This is a genomic window from Mycoplasma marinum, from assembly GCF_004335975.1.
GTDB lineage: Bacteria > Bacillota_I > Bacilli_A > Mycoplasmatales > Metamycoplasmataceae > Mycoplasma_K > Mycoplasma_K marinum.
Map to the genome: position 1 here is coordinate 1 of NZ_PSZO01000018.1, position 19286 is coordinate 19286.

Annotated in this window: 19 protein-coding genes; 5 read left to right on the forward strand and 14 right to left on the reverse strand. The window is 29.2% G+C overall.

Annotated features, from left to right (window positions below; all coding sequences use genetic code 4):
* The first annotated feature begins 279 nt into the window (after nucleotides 1–279).
* From C4B24_RS03475 to C4B24_RS03485, 3 genes are read left to right on the forward strand one after another with little or no spacing between them, the layout of a single operon-like run.
* Nucleotides 280–975 (forward strand): hypothetical protein, encoded by a 696-nt coding sequence (locus C4B24_RS03475; protein WP_131599386.1) that lies wholly within the window; start codon nucleotides 280–282, stop codon nucleotides 973–975.
* A gap of 22 nt (nucleotides 976–997) precedes the next feature.
* Nucleotides 998–2464 carry a lysine--tRNA ligase gene (gene lysS / locus C4B24_RS03480; protein ID WP_131599387.1) on the forward strand — a complete coding sequence of 489 codons (1467 nt, stop codon included), beginning with the start codon at nucleotides 998–1000 and terminating at the stop codon, nucleotides 2462–2464.
* 23 nt (nucleotides 2465–2487) lie between these two features.
* Nucleotides 2488–3315, forward strand: coding sequence for an HAD family hydrolase (locus C4B24_RS03485; RefSeq protein WP_131599388.1), 828 nt, complete (start codon nucleotides 2488–2490; stop codon nucleotides 3313–3315).
* A gap of 36 nt (nucleotides 3316–3351) precedes the next feature.
* Here C4B24_RS03485 and hinT read toward each other — a convergent pair whose 3' ends face one another.
* The 3 genes from hinT to C4B24_RS03500 form a co-directional block, all read right to left on the reverse strand.
* Nucleotides 3352–3708, reverse strand: a complete 357-nt coding sequence (gene hinT, locus C4B24_RS03490; RefSeq protein ID WP_131599389.1) for a histidine triad protein HinT — start codon at nucleotides 3706–3708, stop codon at nucleotides 3352–3354.
* Nucleotides 3709–3801: 93 nt separating this feature from the next.
* A complete protein-coding gene (locus tag C4B24_RS03495) occupies nucleotides 3802–5169 on the reverse strand; it encodes a HinT-interacting membrane complex lipoprotein P60 (RefSeq protein WP_131599390.1) in 1368 nt (455 codons plus the stop codon).
* Nucleotides 5169–7310, reverse strand: a complete 2142-nt coding sequence (locus C4B24_RS03500; RefSeq protein ID WP_131599391.1) for a HinT-interacting membrane complex protein P80 — start codon at nucleotides 7308–7310, stop codon at nucleotides 5169–5171. Before C4B24_RS03500 ends, C4B24_RS03495 begins: the two co-directional genes overlap by 1 nt.
* 71 nt (nucleotides 7311–7381) lie before the next feature.
* On the opposite strand from C4B24_RS03500, the gene C4B24_RS03505 reads away from it, so the two are divergent.
* Nucleotides 7382–8137: a LicD family protein gene (locus tag C4B24_RS03505; protein WP_131599392.1), complete on the forward strand. Its 756-nt coding sequence runs from the start codon at nucleotides 7382–7384 to the stop codon at nucleotides 8135–8137.
* A 49-nt stretch (nucleotides 8138–8186) separates the two neighbouring features.
* Here the strand turns inward: C4B24_RS03505 and C4B24_RS03510 are convergent, their stop codons facing one another.
* Nucleotides 8187–9482 carry a glucose-6-phosphate isomerase gene (locus tag C4B24_RS03510; RefSeq protein WP_131599393.1) on the reverse strand — a complete coding sequence of 432 codons (1296 nt, stop codon included), beginning with the start codon at nucleotides 9480–9482 and terminating at the stop codon, nucleotides 8187–8189.
* A complete protein-coding gene (locus C4B24_RS03515; protein WP_168388345.1) occupies nucleotides 9475–9807 on the reverse strand; it encodes a S1 RNA-binding domain-containing protein in 333 nt (110 codons plus the stop codon). Before C4B24_RS03515 ends, C4B24_RS03510 begins: the two co-directional genes overlap by 8 nt.
* A 56-nt stretch (nucleotides 9808–9863) precedes the next feature.
* On the opposite strand from C4B24_RS03515, the gene C4B24_RS03520 reads away from it, so the two are divergent.
* A complete protein-coding gene (locus tag C4B24_RS03520; RefSeq protein WP_131599395.1) occupies nucleotides 9864–11930 on the forward strand; it encodes a phospho-sugar mutase in 2067 nt (688 codons plus the stop codon).
* Nucleotides 11931–12134: 204 nt separating this feature from the next.
* Here C4B24_RS03520 and rpmE read toward each other — a convergent pair whose 3' ends face one another.
* The 9 genes from rpmE to argS form a co-directional block, all read right to left on the reverse strand.
* Nucleotides 12135–12350, reverse strand: coding sequence for a 50S ribosomal protein L31 (gene rpmE, locus C4B24_RS03525; protein ID WP_131599396.1), 216 nt, complete (start codon nucleotides 12348–12350; stop codon nucleotides 12135–12137).
* A gap of 134 nt (nucleotides 12351–12484) precedes the next feature.
* Nucleotides 12485–13141 carry a chromate transporter gene (locus C4B24_RS03530; RefSeq protein ID WP_131599397.1) on the reverse strand — a complete coding sequence of 219 codons (657 nt, stop codon included), beginning with the start codon at nucleotides 13139–13141 and terminating at the stop codon, nucleotides 12485–12487.
* Complete coding sequence (locus C4B24_RS03535) at nucleotides 13141–13842, reverse strand: chromate transporter (RefSeq protein ID WP_131599398.1); 702 nt, start codon at nucleotides 13840–13842, stop codon at nucleotides 13141–13143. Before C4B24_RS03535 ends, C4B24_RS03530 begins: the two co-directional genes overlap by 1 nt.
* A gap of 35 nt (nucleotides 13843–13877) precedes the next feature.
* Nucleotides 13878–14522: a thermonuclease family protein gene (locus tag C4B24_RS03540; RefSeq protein WP_131599399.1), complete on the reverse strand. Its 645-nt coding sequence runs from the start codon at nucleotides 14520–14522 to the stop codon at nucleotides 13878–13880.
* Nucleotides 14523–14588: 66 nt separating this feature from the next.
* On the reverse strand, nucleotides 14589–15554 hold the full coding sequence (locus tag C4B24_RS03545; protein ID WP_131599400.1) for a GMP reductase: 966 nt from the start codon (nucleotides 15552–15554) through the stop codon (nucleotides 14589–14591).
* A 145-nt stretch (nucleotides 15555–15699) separates the two neighbouring features.
* Entirely contained in the window at nucleotides 15700–16017 is a 318-nt protein-coding gene (locus C4B24_RS03550) for a hypothetical protein (RefSeq protein WP_131599401.1), read from the reverse strand.
* A 120-nt stretch (nucleotides 16018–16137) separates the two neighbouring features.
* Nucleotides 16138–17010, reverse strand: coding sequence for a class II fructose-1,6-bisphosphate aldolase (gene fba, locus C4B24_RS03555; RefSeq protein ID WP_131599402.1), 873 nt, complete (start codon nucleotides 17008–17010; stop codon nucleotides 16138–16140).
* Between the two features lie 137 nt (nucleotides 17011–17147).
* Nucleotides 17148–17441: a DNA-directed RNA polymerase subunit delta gene (gene rpoE, locus C4B24_RS03560; RefSeq protein ID WP_131599403.1), complete on the reverse strand. Its 294-nt coding sequence runs from the start codon at nucleotides 17439–17441 to the stop codon at nucleotides 17148–17150.
* Nucleotides 17442–17532: 91 nt separating this feature from the next.
* The gene (argS, locus tag C4B24_RS03565) at nucleotides 17533–19122 is read right to left on the reverse strand and encodes an arginine--tRNA ligase (protein ID WP_131599404.1); all 1590 of its coding nucleotides are present in this window, start codon (nucleotides 19120–19122) and stop codon (nucleotides 17533–17535) included.
* Between the last annotated feature and the right edge of the window lie 164 nt (nucleotides 19123–19286).

Genomic DNA, 19286 nt, shown 5'->3' on the forward strand with positions numbered 1-19286 from the left:
CAATTGTTTTAATGCCCACAATTTATCTTTAAATTTATAATGTTTCATAAAAGACACCACCCTTTCCGAGTTGTGTCTTAAATTTTTATCCTAATATACTTATGAGTTAGACGTTTTGTTTTCATTCTTGGATTTTCTTTAATTTTAGGACTTGCTCTTTATATAAAAATTGGTCCACAAAAAGGAATACATTTCGGCGATCATGTTGATAAGAATGTAAATGGTCCAAATCCTACCGATAATATTTGACGCATAAACATAAATAGTGTATTGATGTTAATGGGTGTAGCTTTCCTTGGGGGTATTTTTACTATTACTCCAGGAGGTTCTGGTGCAATTATTCAATTATTATTTAAAGGTGATGAGTCTGGTTATCAAATGTATCAAACAATACATTGAAAAATAATGGCTAATTTCTATGCAGGTAATGGAGCAAACTTTTTAGGCCTTGTAATATTCGCTTTATCAACAATGGCTGGAATGATAACAATGGTATTTTTATTCTCATGATTATTCAAAAGACATAAAAGAACATTTGCAGCAATGGCATTTGGAATGATGTTTGCATCATCATTTGCTTTATTAGTAATACCTCATGATAATTTATGAGCTAATCTTTCTTCAGATTCTTCAGTTAATTATGTTGGTCACAGAATTGGTATTGCAATATCAATAGTATTAGCTATTATTTGTTCAGCTATTTTAAATGCATTAACAAAACACAAGGAAAATAATAGAATTAATAAAAGAAAAGGTCTAGAGGAAGTAAAACTTAGAAAGGCATTTACAAATTGAGTTAAATTAATAGTAACTTTAAAGTATTGAAAATATAAAATTTCAAACATATTCACTAAAACTAAAAAACCTTTTACTAAAGAATATATTCAAGAAGTTAAGCTTTTGAATGGAAAAAATGCAAATATTACAGACAAAAAAGATATAATCAAAGAAACAAATACAATAAAAAAAGACTAATTAAATAAGGAGAATAAATATTATGGAAAGAAAATTTACGGAACAAGAACAAATCAGAAGAAATAAACTTAATAAATATGAGGAAATGGGCATCAAACCATATGCATCTAAAAAAGATTTTTCCCATACTTCAAAAACATTAGAAGAAGAATTTTCACAATTCTCAAAAGAAGAATTGCATGACAAAAAAAATATTGCATCAGTAACTGGTCGTATTATGGGTACAAGAGGGCCTTTCATAATTGCTAAGGACCCTTCTGGTCAACTACAAGCTTATATTGCTAAAAAAGAATTTCCTGAAATGGCTGAACTTGTTAAAACATTGGATACAGGTGATTATATTTGATTTGAAGGTGAAGTTATGAAAACAAATACTGGAGCACTTACAATTCGTGCATCTAAATTAACATTACTTTCAAAATCACTTAGACCTTTACCAGAAAAATTCCATGGATTACAAGATGTGGAAGAAAGACGTAGAAGAAGATATGTTGATTTGATTATGTCAGAAGAAACAAGAGTTAAATTTTGAACAAGATCAAAAATTGTTTCTACTATCAGAAATTACTTTGATGGATTAGGTTACATGGAAGCTGATACTCCTGTATTGCAACCAATTCTTGGTGGAGCAACAGCTAAACCATTTTCAACTCATTTTAACGCACTTGATATGGAGTTTTACCTACGTGTAGCAACTGAGTTACCACTTAAAAAATTAGTTGTAGGTGGAATTGAAAGAGTTTATGAAATTGGTAGATTATTTAGAAATGAAGGTGTTGACGCAACTCATAATCCTGAATTTACTACAATTGAATTTTATGAAGCTCATTCTGATTTAAAAGGAATGATGAAAAGAACAGAAGAACTATTTCGTTTTATTGCCAAAGTTCTAAATAAAGATTCATTAACATTTGGAGAAAATGAAATTAATATTTCTGGTGAATTTGCCAAAATTAATATGGCAGAAGCAGTTAAAGAAAAAACAGGGATTGACTTTAAATCAAATATTACACTTGAACAAGCTAGAGAATTTGCAACGGAACATAAATTAAAGTTAGAAGATTATTATTCAATTGGACATATTCTTGAATTATTTTTCGAAGAGTATGTTGAATCAACACTAATTCAACCAACATTCGTTTATGGACACCCAATTGAAATATCACCTCTTGCAGCTAAAAATGTTGAGGATCCAAGATTTACAGATAGAGCTGAATTATTTATTTGCGGTAAAGAATTTGCAAATATGTTTACAGAATTAAATGATCCAATTGATCAAATGCAAAGATTTGAATCACAACTTGCAGAAAGAGAAGCTGGAAATGATGAAGCATCTGAAATTGATTATGATTTCATAGAAGCTTTAGAACACGCAATGCCACCTGCTGGTGGATGTGGAATAGGTATCGATAGACTTGTTATGTTGTTTACTAATTCACAATCAATTAGAGATGTATTACTATTCCCACACTTGAAAAATAGAGTGTAGAAAAATATTTTAAGGAGTTAATTATGAAAATAAAAGCATTTGCATTCGATATGGATGGTACATTACTACCCGCTAGTGATTCTTCTTCACCTCATCCAGAGACAGTAAAAGCTTTAAGAGAAGCACATAAAGCAGGTTACAAGCTTATTTTAGCAACTGGTAGACCATTTGTTCATACATTGCCAACTGCACTTGAAATTGGTTGTGTATCTTATATGGTTTCCAATAATGGATCAAATGTTTATGATTTAGAACACAAGAAGTTCTTAAACCATAATTCAATTGATATTGAAATATTCAATAGGGTTTTTGAAGTTGCTAAAGAAACTAATTCTTTCTTTGCTTTGCATACTAAGAAAAATGTTTATAGACATTATTTCTTTGATCAAAAGAATAAACCTTCTTGATTAGATACATCTGTTCATGAAAATATTAAGGATGAAACTATTGAACAAGTTAAACAATTTGCTATAGATGAGGATATTACACAGCTTTCGCTAAAAAATAGTGAAGAGGTAATAGCAAAATGACAGGAAAAACTTTCTAAAGAAATGAAAGAGGTTTCAATTCATGTAGCTAATGAAGTTTACTTGGATGTAAACCCTTTGAATACTTCTAAATTAACAGGATTAGAACTTGTTGCACAAAATGAAGATTTTACAACAGAACAAATAATGGCATTTGGTGATTCTGGTAATGATATTCAAATGGTTGGTGGTGTTGGTTATGGAGTTGCTATGGGAAATAGTAATGAAAACTTAAAAACAATAGCTGATGAGGTTATTGGTCACCATTCAACTGATACAATCGGTAAAAAAATAAGAGAGGTTATCTCTTGTTCTAATAAATAAGTTGATATACTTATTTTTTTTATTTCTTTTTTTTGACTACAATGAAAATTTGAGTTCTTTAATGTTTATGTCTTTAGTAGTTTGTGTTGGAATAATGTGAATATGTGTGTGGAACACTTCTTGCCCTGAACTATTTTCATTATTTATATTTATTTTAAAACCATCAACATCAAGTTTTTCAATTAATGCAAGGGCTATATCTTGCGTCTTGCTCATTAAATAGTTTAGGTTTTCTTTTTTAATGTCCTTAATATTTCTAGAAAATTCTTTTGGAATAACTAATGTATGTCCAGTTGTAACTGGTGATATATCTAAAATAGCAATTATCTTTTCATCTTCATAAACTATATTTGCGGGGATTTCCCTATTTATTATTTTTTGGAATATTGTCATATGAATATTATAAACTTAAATACCAATAACTAGTTGCTTAAGCATATAAAAAAAACATGCAACCTAAGCATGCTTTGTATTTTGGATGAATTATTATTTAATAAATCCTTCTGAGTCTAATTTGTCTTTTAACTCTTCGTTATCAGTAGTAATTGATTTACCTTTACCTATTAATAATATTTTTTTAGCATCAGTAAATAAAGAAGAGTCTTTTGTTGCTAATGTAAAAATTAGTTTTCTTAAATTCTCTTTTTCATTTTTATCAATAAGTTTTGAATCAAGTCTAAAGATTGACTTATCATTATTTATTGATGAAACTTTTGCTTTGTCAACTATTTCTTTTCCATCTTTATCTTTTGCATCTAATCATGGTAAGAATTGTCTAACAAATTCAACTGTTGCTTTTCCATCTTTAATTATTATTTCTGCATCTGCTTTTATTTCTCCGTCTTTATTAACAAATCCAGCTTTAGATTTGCTACCTTTTAAACGTTTTTTAAGGCCTCATTCACTATAGTCTAAGTCACCTTTGCTAATTCCTGGTTTACTAATTCCTAGTGAACCTTCTAGCTTATTAGCATCAAAATTATTTTTTGTTACTAATTCTTCTGTTGCTTTAAGACTATTTTGTCCAACATAGTTGTTTTCAAGTATTGATTTTTTCTTTTCTGAACCAATATTATTAAAAGAATCTACATCACTAACTTTATCTTCACGTTGTCCGTAATAAGTAACTCACATTACATCGCTAATCTCTTTTTTTCAAACAAGAGTAGGTGTATTTTCTTTTAAGTATTTTGTTAAATAGAAGTACTTAAGATCATTATCTGATGGAAGTGATTTTTCATTTTCATCAATAGTTTTCTTTCAATTTTCTAAAGTCATTAAGTTTTTTGGTAAATTTTCTTCTTTTTTACCTTTGAACATATTTTTAAGAATTTGAGGAGTGGTTTTAGTTAAAGAATCTTCAACTAATAATAGTTTATTAATTTCTAATGATCATAATAATGAAGGGTTATTTTTCATTATGTCCTGTGCTGTTTTCCATGAAGGATAAGTATTTCTTTCGATTTTAATAACTGTTGCTGGTTTAGTGCTTTTATCTTTTCCAGTTTGTGCGTCTACTCAAACCTTATTTACAACATCCGCTTTAGTTATTGCTCCTTGTTTAATTAAATCACTAACTTTATTTTTTCAATATAAAGGTTCTTTCATTAATTTTTGTGAAGCTCAAAAGTTTCAAGCATCTTCTTCTGCTTTTGCATATTCAGCACCAAATGAATCTTTGTTAACTTTTTGTACATAGTCTTGAATAACAAGATCTGGAACATTTTTTAATGATTCTGCTTTTGCATTTTCTTCAGTTGTTGATTCTTTAGAACATGATGCAACAACTGCAATTGGTGCTGCGATTACTGTTAATGTTCCAAGTGGTATTAATAATTTTCTATTTAATTTCATTATAATATTCCTTTCTCAGCAATATGAAGTGAGGTATTATAAATTTCTTCTATTGACTTGTGTCAATCATTAAAATCTCATACTTTTCCATCAGTTTGACCAATCAATGTTCCATTTTTATGGGAAGTATCTAATCAAGTGTTTAATTTAGATGTTGCTTTGCTTGCGCGATCACTATCTAATGTATCTTTGTATCCTTGTATATGTTTATTTTTAATTTCATTTATTAAATCATCAGTATATTTAGGATAATCATTTCCACTAATTTTTGAAGAATCAGCACCATAATTTGTTTGTGTTTTTAATCATGTTATGAAATCTTTTTTATTCAATAAGCTTTCTAAAATATGCATTCTATCTGCAGATTTGCTACCAATTTCAGCTAGTGCATTAAAGTAAATTTCATTTCCATCAACTTTTCTTTGTACATCAGATTTAACCATTTCATGAAGAGCTTTAGGGAATTCTTTTTCCTTAACTTTTTCATCTGTTGTTGCTGTTTTAGCACCTGTTAATTGTCTGTTAAATTCTTCTAATGTAAATCCATTTATAATATGAATACCGAATTTAGAAACAACCATTTGATTTTTTCCTAATTGATAAATTAAATTCTTTTCACCGTTTGGTGAGAATGCATCACGGAATACTTTACCTGCAACTTCTAATACCTTTTTATCATCATTAAATGAACTAATTAATGCATTTACTGCTTTAATTCAAGTCTTTGCATCAGTTACTTTTGCATTTGGAAATTCATTTTTGAATGTTGCGCTTGGGTCTAATTTTCTTGCTTTTGCTAATGCATCAAGTAATTTTGTACCAATTCCAGATAATGGATTAGCAGCATCCTTCATTCAATTAGGGTTTGCAATTGGATTATTTTTAGAATCTTTTGCATTACGTATATTTTCTGTTCCTAATGTTGTAAGCATAGGAAGTGCAAATCCTGGTACCATACCTTCTACATAACTTAGTTGATCCTTAAATCCAAGTGAACCACCAATTTTTTTAGTTCCTGCAGAATTTCCTGCAACTTTAGTTTCAAGAAGTTTTTCATCTTTTTCAGAAACAAAGAACCCATCTTGTGTTTTTTGTTTTTTACCTGCAGTTGTTGAACCAGTATTTGTACTTGAAGCTGGTGCTGGTGAAGTTTTAGCTGTTGGTTTCTTATATTGTAAACCTTTAAAGCCCTCAAGGTTTTCAACAGTCATCTTTGTACCATCTGTCATTAATAATGATTTTAAAGTGTCTAGTGAATCTATTTTTCATGGTTTAAAACCATTTGTTGCATCTGGAACAACTTTTATTAGTAGGTGATTAACAACCATTGGGTCGTATCTTTTTAAATAATCAGTCTCAATATTTTTAATTGAAGTCTTATTAACATCATAAGATTTTGTAGAAACAACAATTACCTTATCGTTATCATTTAATTTATCATAAGGAACATCTTGTGAATTAGAAAATACATATCCATTATCATAAAGTTTTTTAAGTCGAGCTCAATTTTTATCTCCCTTGATTGCCTTTTCAACATCTGCTTTATATCAAGTTGTGTTTTGATCAATTTGAAATTCTCCAAAAGCAGAAGAAGATAATTGCTTATTAACTAAGTGAGCAATTGCTTCTTCATCACTTTTAGCACCACTATATTTTTTATTTTTTGCTAATTCAGCAGGCCATGTTTTTTCTCATCCATAACCATGTGCATTTTTATAAGCATCTTTTTCATCATCGAATTCAGCCTTAACTCTTTTTGTTATATCTTTAATTGACTCAAGTTCTTTGATATCGGCTTCTTTGACAGCTTTATCACTATCATTACCATTTCTTTTAGCGTAATCTTTAATTGATTCTTCTCTTAATTTCTTCATGTTCTTAGAAGCAATTTGTTCTTTTTCATATAGGAATGAAATTGATTTTTCTAAAATATCTCTAACTTGATTAGCCTCAGCTGTACTACTTGTTTGGGCTACACTCTTAATGTAATCTTCAACAGTTTTATTTAAACCATCCAGATTAATTTTTCCTTCACTTGTTTTAGTTTCTTCAGTTGAACCACATGAAACTGCAACCGCTGCTACAGTTGACATTGTTAGGATTCCACCTAATGTACTAAATGCCACTCTCTTTTTATTCATATTTACTCCTTTAAGGGTTATTTTCTTTTTAAATTATACATTATGTTTTAAATCCTATGTAAAATATATGTATGACAAACAGACAACAAAAACTATTAAAACACCTAAAAGACTTCATAAAAATATGTGAAGAAAATGATATTTTTTATATTGCCTCAGATTTAACACTACTTGCTTCTATTAATAAGAAAGGATTATTTGATGAACAGCAGAAGATACAAGTGAACATGACAATTGAATCTTATGATAAATTAAAAAAACTTGTGCCTAACAATATTATTGACGCATCTATTGATTCTAGATATCCTGAAATTAACCCAAAATTTTTGCCATTAAATGAAAGCTTTTACTCAACAAATATATTTATTGATATTTTAATAATAGTGCCTACAACAATTAAAAAAGTTTCAAAATGATGTGGATTAGTACATAAAAACAACTTTTTATTTAAAAAAGTACATTCAAAATATATTCCATACAACAATCGAGAAAGGCTTCGTAAAGTTATTTCCTTTCTATTTAGGAATCGATATAAACAATTTACACATAAGATGGCCTACAACAAATTATACGCATCTAAAAATGAAGGTTTATTTACAATTCATAAGCCAAATTGTAAGGCATATAAGCATTGAATACCTCATTTAACTTATAATACTTTAGAAGTTGATTTTGAAGATTTTAAAATAAAAATACCCGAAGAATGAAAAACAATTCTTAAGGTAAAGTATGGGGAAAATTATAAAAAAATAATTTATAAAAAACCCGAGTTTAAATATATAAATTCAGTTTCCATCAAAAAAATAAAAACCAATAAAAACCAATAAAAGCATATTAAAACTCACAAGTATTTCACTTTGTGAGTTTATTTTTTTATTATTTTTCTTCTTTTGAATAACCTGGTTTACCAAGTAATCTAAACATGTTAGATTTATAAATTTCAACACCTGGTTGATTAAAAGGATTAACACCAATTAAATAAGCAGACATTGCACAAGCTCTTTCAAAGAAATAGAATAATTGTCCTAATGTTTCTTCATTCATTTTAGCAATTTCTAAGTGTATGTTTGGAACTTTACCAACAATAGCATGAGCATCAGTAACACCTTCAAAAGCAGTCATGTTAACATCATGAACAGTTTTATCAACTAAATAGTTAAGACCATCAAGATCTCTTTCTTCTCTTGTGATTTTTACATCATAATTTGGTTCTTTAACAGTAATAACTGTTTCAAATAGTATTTTTGAACCTTCTTGAACAAATTGACCCATTGAGTGTAGATCAGTTGAGAAGATTGCTGAAGTAGGTAAAACACCTTTTTCTTGTTTACCTTCTGATTCACCAAATAATTGTTTTCATCATTCGTTAAACATTGCCAATTGTGGTTCATAAGAAACCAACATTTCAACAGAGAATTTTTTACCTAAAATATATCTAGCTACTGCATATTGATAAGCAGTATTCTTTTCGCTAATTTCACCATATAGTTTTTCACCTGTTTGAGCACCTGACATTATTTTGTCTATATTAAGTCCTGCACAAGCCATTGGGAATAATCCAACAGGAGTCATAACTGAGAATCTTCCGCCTATATTATCAGGAATTACAAATCTAATTCATTCATTTTCGATAGCTTGTCTAACTAATGAACCATTGTTAGCATCAGTTGTTGCAAATATATATTTACTTGCATTTGATTCTCCTAATTTTTCTTCTAGAAGTTTTCTAAAAAGTCTAAATGCAAGTGCTGGTTCTGTTGTACCACCTGATTTTGAAATCATATTAATTGCAAATTGTTTGTTTTGAGCATATGAAAGTTTTTGAGCTAAGTCAGTTGAAGAAATTGATTCCCCAACAAACATAACCTCCATATCTCTTTTATTTGAATAATTACCTTGAACAAAATCAATACCTGCTTTTGCCCCTAAATAAGAACCACCTATACCAATAACAACCAAAAGTTCAATATTGCTATTTTTTAGTCTTTTAGCTTCTTGTTTAATAAGTTTGAATTCCTCTTTATTGTAATTTGATGGAAGATCTTTTCAACCTAAGAAATCGCTTCCCTCGTTTGAATAGTTTTCCATTCCGTTGTGAATAGCTTTAACTCTATCATTATATTTTTTTAATGAGTGTTCAGTTACAGCTTTTTCTAAATTTATTTTAATCATATTTTAACCTTTCATTTAACATGGCGGTAAGTCCGTCAAAACCACCTCTTGTGCTCTCAAGAGTATAGTTGAACGGATCTTTTTGGAATCTTGGCATAATAGATTTATAAGAAAGTTTAATTCTTTTTTCTTCTTCGTTAACGCCAATCACTTTTAAAGGTATCTTATCTCCCTTTTCAACGAAATATTTTATGTTTGAAACATAATAGTCCGAAATCTCAGTGATATGAACCAGTCCGCGTCATTCATTTTTTAATGCGACAATGAAATGTGCTTTTCCAACATAAATCACTTCGCCTATTACTATATCTTTAACTTTATACACAATAAAATATTACTACAATAAAGCGATTAAATTGCAATAGGTGTTAAAATAATAATATGAACTATTTAGAAGAAATGAAAAATTGAAAAAACACACCAACAAAAGATAAGTTATTAATAAAGGAAATGAAAAAAGTAAATGAAAAAAATGCTGAAGAGTATTTTGGTAAAACTATGACTTTTGGAACTGCTGGAATTAGAGGTATCTTAGGTGCTGGAACAAATAAAATAAATGAATTCACGATTGCGGCAGCTGCATATGCCTACGCAGCTACTTTATTAAAAGAAAGTCCAATAGTGAAAAAAATGGGGCTTGTCATTGCTCATGACAATAGACAAAATGGAGCATTTTTTGCGGAGATTACTGCAAGAGTTTTTGATCACTTAGGTATCAAAACTTATGTATTTAAAAATAATGAAATGGCACCAACACCATTATTGTCATATGCAATTAGAAAATTAAGAGCTGCTGGTGGTGTCAACATTACTGCTTCTCACAATCCAAAAGAATATAATGGATTTAAAGTTTATAGTGCTCAGGGATCACAATTGATGTCAGATATTACAAATAAAATTTCAAAACTTATGAATAAGATAAACTTTTTGAAAGTTCCTTATGGATTATATAAACCAACTTTCATAAGTCCTAACCTTATTTTGGATTACATAAAGGATGTATTGTCAATTAGAAAAAGAGGTAATGATAGAAAACAATTAGTAGTTATCTATTCCCCTTTAAATGGTACAGGAGCTAAAGTAGCACCATACATTTTCCAAAAAATGGACATTGAATATTATGAGGTTAAAAAAGAAATGAAAGAGGATCCTTTATTTAAAGGTCTAAAATCATGTAACCCTGAAGATGAGGGATCATTCTCAAGATCAATTAAATTAGCTAAAAAGAAATCAGCTGATATTATTATTCTTACTGATCCAGATGCAGATAGAGTCGGTCTTGCTGTTAGAACACCATCGGGTTCTTACAAAAAAATAAATGGTAACCAAACAGGTGCCATTGTTCTAAATCATTTAATAAGAACAAAACAATTTACAAAAAAAGGATATATTGCACAATCAATAGTGTCTGGTAATATTACTAAAGAAATGGCTAAGAGAAAAGGGTTCTCAGTTATTGAAACACATGTTGGTTTTAAAAATATTGCAGAAGCAATTCGTAAAGATCCTGAAAACATGATTATGGGTTACGAAGAATCTTATGGTCAATTAATTGATCAAGAAATTTCAAGAGATAAAGATGCTTTCCAAGGTCTTGTTATGTTAGTTGAAGCTGCTAATTATTTAAAAACACAAAATAGAACATTGCTAGATGAATTGAATTTAATTGGGAGAATGTATGGATTCCATACTTCAACTCAAATTTCAAAACAAATGAACGATGAAGAAACAGAGTTCATGTTACAAAAATTAGCATCAACAAAATTAATTGCAGGTCTACATGTTGATGAATCTCTTAATTTTACAAAGGGTGAAGTTAATGGATTAGAGTCAGCAAAACTTGTAAAAATAATTTTGGAAAACGGTTCATGAATTGCTATGAGACCTTCTGGAACAGAACCAAAAGTTAAATTTTACATAGAAACAGTTGGACAAACTCAAAAAGAAGCTGATAAATTAGTTAAACAAATAATTGCATTTATTAACGGGCTTATTCCAAGTTTTAAAAAACAAAATAAAGAAGTTAATAAATTAAGTGAAGCAGATATGGAATTTTCTTCAAGAACAAGAACTGTTGAATTAAGTACTAAGAATGATGAACAAGAAAATATTGAAGCCAAAAAAGAAATATCTTCCAACCAAGAGGATGATTTTAGAGATGAAGAAATTAAGCAAGAAAATCTAAGTGAGCAAGCAATAAAACCAGAACTTACTCAAGTAGAAAACAAAAAAATAGTAGAACCTGAATTCTCTTTTGATACTATTTCACCAATTCCAAGTGAACAAACTCCATCTCAAATGGATCCTAAAGAAGTTGAACAAACTAAAGAATTGATGCTTAAGCAAAAGCAAGAAAAAGCTCAAGAAGAAACAACTTTATTTGATTTTGAAGAAGAATTCTTTAAGACACAAGTTACAAAAGACAACAATGGTCATGAAGAAAAATAAAATATTAATTAATAAAATATAAAAACAAACTTTACACTTTTAAAATAGAAAGGTGTATTTTTTATATTGAAAATTTAATATAAAACAAGGAACTATGATAGCGAAAATATATAAATTAAAATTATATTTTGTTGTTTTTAATAACTAACTTTTTTAAAAGAGCGAAATAAAAATCCATTAATTAATGGATTTATTGAAAAAGAATTATTTTGATTCTTTTTTAGCGTTAAACATTCTGTTAAATCTTTCAACACGACCTTTAGATTTAAGTGAAGTTGTTGTTCCTTGGTAGAATGGGTGACATTCTGAACAAGTATCGATTGAAACTTTTTTAGCAGTAGTACCAATTTCATGTTTAGCATTACATGTAATACATGAAGCTTCGATAATTTGGTATTCTGGGTGAATATTTTTTTTCATTGTTATCTCCTTATCCATAGAATAATGTTCTTCTTCTATAGTTTTTCTTTCTTTATGAAAGTTGCTTTAATAATATCATAATATTAATAGAAATATGCTTTTATTTAAATGCTTTTTATTATAAAAGCTTATTTTTATGCTACTCAAGGTGCAAAAATTAATAATGCTAGAACAACAAAAATTATAATAAGCATTAGCAAAGGGTATTTTCTTTTTAATCAAAAAATTGAAAACATTATTGATATTGGTGTTCATATCATTAGTGTCCACATTCTCCAACCACTAAAGAAATGTGAGCGACCACCTGAATCAATTCCTGGGATATATCCTTTTGAATAAGAATTGAAATAAATTTGTGGGAACATTGTACCCATTAATAATTGGATACTTAAAGCAAGTAACACACCAATAATGATTGGTCTTAGAAAAATAATTGTATTTTTTAGATATTTATTTGTTTTTGATTTTCTAATCATTTTAGTTGTTACAAGGATTAAAATGATAGAAGGTAATGCAAAGATTAGATAAGTACCAATCATAGCTAAATAACCTCATCATTGGCCATTAGAGACTAGATAACCAGTGAAGAAACCAAACTTAGTACTTACAACTCCAGGAGTTGCATTTGATACAGCAAAGATGTTATTTATTTTGTCTTCGCTTATGTGTGCGCCATTCTTATCCATTATTTCTCATAAAGCTTTAAAGAGCGGCATGAATACTTGACCACCACCAAAAACAATTAATCCAAGAAGTAAGACACCAAATATTGCCAAAAGAGCTAAAGTCATTATTTACCTCCTTTATCATCTTCTTTTTTAGTGTGAATAATTTGAACATCATCGCCTTCTTCATTCACTTTTGCTTTTAAGTCTTCCTTTTGTTTTTTTCTAATTCTAATAAACTCAACAACGAAAACAATTAGTATTGTCCCAATCATTAAAATTGCAGGAACATTAAAAGGAGCGGGAACAAACATACAAAATAAGAATGAACTTATTATTAGCACTATCATTACTGGTAAAGACAATTCTTTTCTAGATTGTTTTACATATCTGATGACAAACAATATTAATATCGCTATTATAATTGGCATAATTGCAACATTTAAAATTCAAAGATATTTTGCGGGTAAATATTGTGTACTCAAAATATAAAGACCAAATGCTAAGAGCATGTGAGGAAGAATTCCAATTAACGCAACAACAACACCCCAAAACTTACCTAACTTTTTAATTGCTACATACGAAAGTGCTTCAACAACGCTTGGACCAGGAATCATATTTGAAGCTATAACGACATCATCAAACTCTTCATCGTCTAATCACCCTTGTTCAATAACGGCAAATTTTCTAATAATTGGCATTAAAGCATTCCCGCCACCATAACCTAGAAAAGTTGCTTTTAAAATAAAAACTAAAACTTTCATAAAGTCCCTAAATGTTGCTTTTGGCCTTTGAATTTTTTCTTTTTTAGTTCTATTCTTTTTCATAAAATAAATTATAACACCATACAAATATTAAATAGTTAAATACCTACATTGGACTTGGGGAAGATATTTCAAAAATTGGCAGAATCATATTTAAATAAACCAACCCTATTGCTTCTTGCTTGTTCTTGAAGAAACTGCATATAATCAAAAAAACCAGAATCAACATTAAACATTTTATTTGTTTTAGAAATAAAAGCTATTCTTGCAAGACCGCGCCTAATCAGCTCCATTGCTAAATTTTTGACATTACCTTCACCATCTTTATAAAAGACTGCAGAAACAAGTCTATGGTAAACATCATGAGTCTTATTTATAATTGTTACTTTTTTATTTTGGATAACTCTTTTTACAAAATCGGTTGCTTTTTGAGCTCAGTAATGTTCCAAGCCTACCGTGCTTTCATTTTTGTGGTTAAAAGTGAAAGTAGTTATTTCTGGAGTATCTACAGAGAAAAGTCTATAAACATTATTGGATTCATCTGTAAATGTATCTCCATCATGGATGTGTTTAATAATATGATTTGGTAATCATTGTATGTCTTTCCCTTTCGAATAAAATGAGTTTCTTGTTGATTTATAATTTTCTTTTTTTGAAGCTGAACAAGAAATAAGCAATGTACAAAGTAATAAAATTGTTAAAAAAGATAAAGATTTAATAAAAGAATATAAAAGATTTTTCATGAGCCCCTATTTATATGTAGCTATTTTATCAATTAAAAGCAAATAAAAAAACCTACATTGTAAGTTTTAAAATCCTTCATTCGATTTTACAAGAACATATTTTACTTTTTTAATGGCGTTAATTTCTTTACCACCAGCATATGAAATTGATGATTGTAGATCTTGTTCCATTTCTGTTAATGTATCTCAAATAGAACCTTTTGTTGGTACTAATTCTTTTTTACCTTCAACATGTTTCTTTTCACCTTTATTAAATTCAGAGGCTGAACCAAAGTATTCTTTATATTCTTTCCCATCAACTACAACGGTTTTTCCTGGAGATTCAATATGACCAGAAAGAATTGAACCGGCCATTGACATTGTTGCACCAAATCTAATTGACTTAGCAAGGTCTCCATTATGTCTAACCCCACCATCTGCTATTATTGGTTTTGTTGCAGCTTTTGAACACATATTGACAGCTGATAATTGTCAACCAGCAGTACCAAACCCAGTTTTAAGTTTTGTAATACATACTTTTCCAGGTCCTACACCAACTTTAGTTGCATCAGCTCCTCATCTTTCAAGATCTGTGACAGCTTCTGGTGTTGCAACATTTCCTGCAATAACAAATGTTTTATCGCCCATATGTTTTCTAATGTGTCTAATCATTAATTTTACTGACTTCGCATGTCCATGAGCAATATCTATTGTTATATATTCTGGAATTGTATTATTTTTTGATAAAGTTTCAATTTCTTTGAAATGACTTTCTTGAACACCAACAGAAATTGAAGAAATTAATTTTTTATCCTTCATTTTTTTAACAAATGCAATATTATCAAAATCAAATCTATGCATAACATAGAAATATCCTTTAAGTGCAAATTCGATAGCAAGTTCCTCATTTATTATTGTAATCATGTTTGCTGGCACGATTGGAAGTTTGAATTTATGCTTACCAAGTATTACCGTAGTATCACATTCACTCCTTGATTTTACGATACATCTTTTTGGTAAAAGTTGCACATCTTCATAGTCAAATACTTTCATTATTTATACCCCTTTTTGTTAGTTTAATTAACGGAGGTAAAATAGTTCCTTTCTTATTATACATTTATGTATTCGATAATGAATGAATTAATTGTTATAAAAAAAATACATAAAAATAAAAAAGGAGGTATTACCTCCAAAATAATTATTTATTAATTTTTTTAACGCCTACAATTTTTTCAGCAAATGTTCCGTTATTTTTATCCATCATAACTACATCAACTATTCAAAGAATACCAAATGTTAGTCCGTATAAGAATCCCATAACCATTAGCATAATTCAGTAAAGGAATTGTCCAATACCTGGTGTTGAGAATTTATATTTATATCCTAATACAATTCCCCCAATTGTTTTTGATGATGTGAAAATCATAACTAAGTTTACGATTAAACCAATAATTGTAATTGCTGCGATTGAATTAACAATAACGGCAAAAAATCTTCTTGTTCTATTTACTTGCATACTATCTCCTTATTAATTTTATGCATTAATTATATATAAAAAATGTAAATAACAATAAAAAAAACTAAAACTAGGGATTACCTAGTTTTATTAATTTAATAAGTTTAATAATTATTCTAATTAAGCTTTATTTGCTGAACCAAACTCTTTGATTTTAGCTTTTGACATTTCAACCATAGCTTCGAATCCTGGTTTTAGTAATTTACGTGGATCGAATCCTTTGTTTGCCATATCTTCTGCTCCACCAGCTCTAACATATTCTGCTGTAGCTTTAGCGTTAACTAATTGTAGTTCTGTATTAACATTAATTTTTGCAACACCTAATGAAATTGCTTTTGATATTTGGTCTGCAGGAATTCCTGAACCACCATGTAAAACAATTCCCATTCCAGCTGCTGCTGAAATTTCTTTTAGAACTGCAAAATCTAATGATTTTCATGCTGCTGGATAAGGACCGTGAATGTTACCAATACCAGCTGCTAGAACATTAATTCCTAATGCAGCCATTTTTGAAGCTTCTTTAGGATCGGCTTTATCTCCTTCACCAATAATTCCATCTTCTTCTCCCGCTAAAGTACCAACTTCAGCTTCCATTGACATTCCTTTAGCTTTTGCTAAAGCAATAAGTTCTTTTGAGTTAGCGTAGTTTTCTTCGAATGGTGAATGTGATCCATCATACATAATTGATGTATATCCAGCTTCGATAGCTTTTTTAGCACCTTCAAATGAACCGTGGTCTAAGTGAAGAGTTACAGGAACTGTAATATCCATATCTTCAACTAATCCATTAACCATACCTACAATAGTATTCATTCCTCCCATATACTTAACGGCACCTTCTGATGTACCTAAGATAATTGGTGAGTTTAATTCTTGAGCAGCAGTAAGAACAGCTTTTGTTCACTCTAGGTTGTTTATGTTGATGTGTGGAACAGCATATTTACCTTCGTAAGCTTTTCTTGTCATTTCTGCCATATTTACTAATCTTGACATTTTGTCTCCTTGTTGATAATTATTTTATTTGCTAATTATTCTTTTTAATTGCAAAAAAATTATACACTCTTTTTTTATAATGCCTAGTGGAAAAGCTAAAAGGGCATAAAAAAAGTGCTTATACAGCACATAATTCATTATTCTATTGTTTCCTTTGAAGCCAGTTTAAGAGTTTTTCTTTCTTCAAAAGTAAATTTTTCAACAAGAGTTCAAGACCCTTCTTTTGTTCTTAAGAATCTTCCATCAACTGTAAGAAGTTTATATAGTTCACCAAGTTTGCTCTTTTCAATTTCAGGTACTGATAGGTGTGATTGTTCTTCTTTTCATCTTGGTTTTAATTCTTTAGCAACTATTGCATAAAGCTGTTTTAGTGTTTGTTTTTCTACATCTTGTAGAGATTCATATGCGATGTCTAACATTGTTTTTGTCATAATGTTACGTCCTTTCAACTATATTTTTTATCTATTAAATGATAACTTATTTTCTTTTATTTTGTGTAAATACTTTGTTATATTAGTAAATTTACATTTGGTTTGGTGCTGAAATACCTAATAATGTTAATCCATTTTTAAGTACTTGTTTAGCAGCTACGACCACTGGCAGCATTGCTTGTTCATTTTCTGAACCAACTATTTTATTTGAGTTGTAGTATGAGTGGAATGCTTTTGCTAAATCAATTAAGTATTGGGGCAGCAAGTGTATTTTTCTTGTTCTTGAAATCGTAGAAACCAACTCTGGGAATTTCTTAAGTTCACTCATTAGTTTTTCAGCTCCAATTGTGTAAAGTTTTGAAGTATCAATATTAAAATTAGTTTTGTCTAAAATTTGATTTGCTCTTGCATGGGCATATTGAATATAAAACACTGGATTTTCAGATGTTTTTTGTTTTGCGAGATTAACATTAAAGTCAAATTTAGAATCACATGAACGGTTTGCCATAAAGAATCTTGTTGCATCTTTACCGGCTAGATCAATCAATTCTCTAATTGTAAATGATGTACCCATACGTTTAGACATCTTTAATTCTTTTCCATCTTGAATTAGTCTTACAAGTTGAATTATTAAAGTATCTTTTAGAATTCCGTCTGGGTATCCAAGTTGTAATAAAGCAACTTCCATACGCTTAATATAGCCAATATGATCAGCACCAAATATATTAATTATGTAATCATATCCTCTTGATAGTTTAACGTCATGATAAGCAATATCTGGAGAAAGATATGTATATGAACCATCAGATTTAATAAGAACACGATCCTTGTCATCTCCATATTTAGTAGTTCTTAATCATGTCGCACCATCTTCTTCGAATTTATCTTCAAGTTTATCAAGCGCTTTTATTATTCTTCCTTCATCATACATTTTTTGTTCTGATGAATAGAAATCCATATTTACACCTAATTTATTAAGATCAATTTCAATTTGTTCTAATAGTAGTTTTTTAGATTCCTGTTTAAAAATATCTTTACATTCTTCATATGCAACATTTACATATTTATCTCCAAAAATTTCTTTTAGCTCTTGTGCAACTCAAACAACATCTTGTCCTCTATAAGTATTTTCTGGCATTTGAACATCAATGTTGTATTCTTGTTGATATCTTGTTCATGCAGCTTCTCCAAGAATATCTATTTGAGCACCTGCATCATTCACGTAGTATTCAGCATCTACTTTATTACCTGCAAACCTTAAAACATTTACAAGTATTGAACCAACAACGGCTCCACGAGCATGTCCTAAGTGTAAATAACCCGTTGGATTTGCAGAAACGTATTCAACATTAACGTATTCATTTTCTGTTCCCATACCATAGTTATCTTTAGCTGTTAAAATATCAGTTATGATCGTATTTAAGGCATCTTGCTTCATGAAAAAATTAATGAAACCTGGACCGGCAATTTCAACTTTATCTATTAAGTTTTCTTCTTTATTAATTCCTTCTATTATTTTTTTTGCAATATTTATAGGTGAATCTTTAAGTTCCTTTGCAAGTTTCATCGCAACATTAGTTGAAAAGTCTCCATGATCTTTTGATGGTGTTAGTTGTATTTTTGCATCTGTCCCCAATAATTTTAATGAGTCCTGTAGTGCTTTGATTATTTTATTTTTCATATATATAGTTTACTATAAAGTTAATATTAATGAGAATAATTAATAAAAAAACACTTGCTAAAAGCAAGCTATATTAGGATAAAAATTTAAGACACAACTCGGAAAGGGTGGTGTCTTTTATGAAACATTATAAATTTAAAGATAAATTGTGGGCATTAAAACAA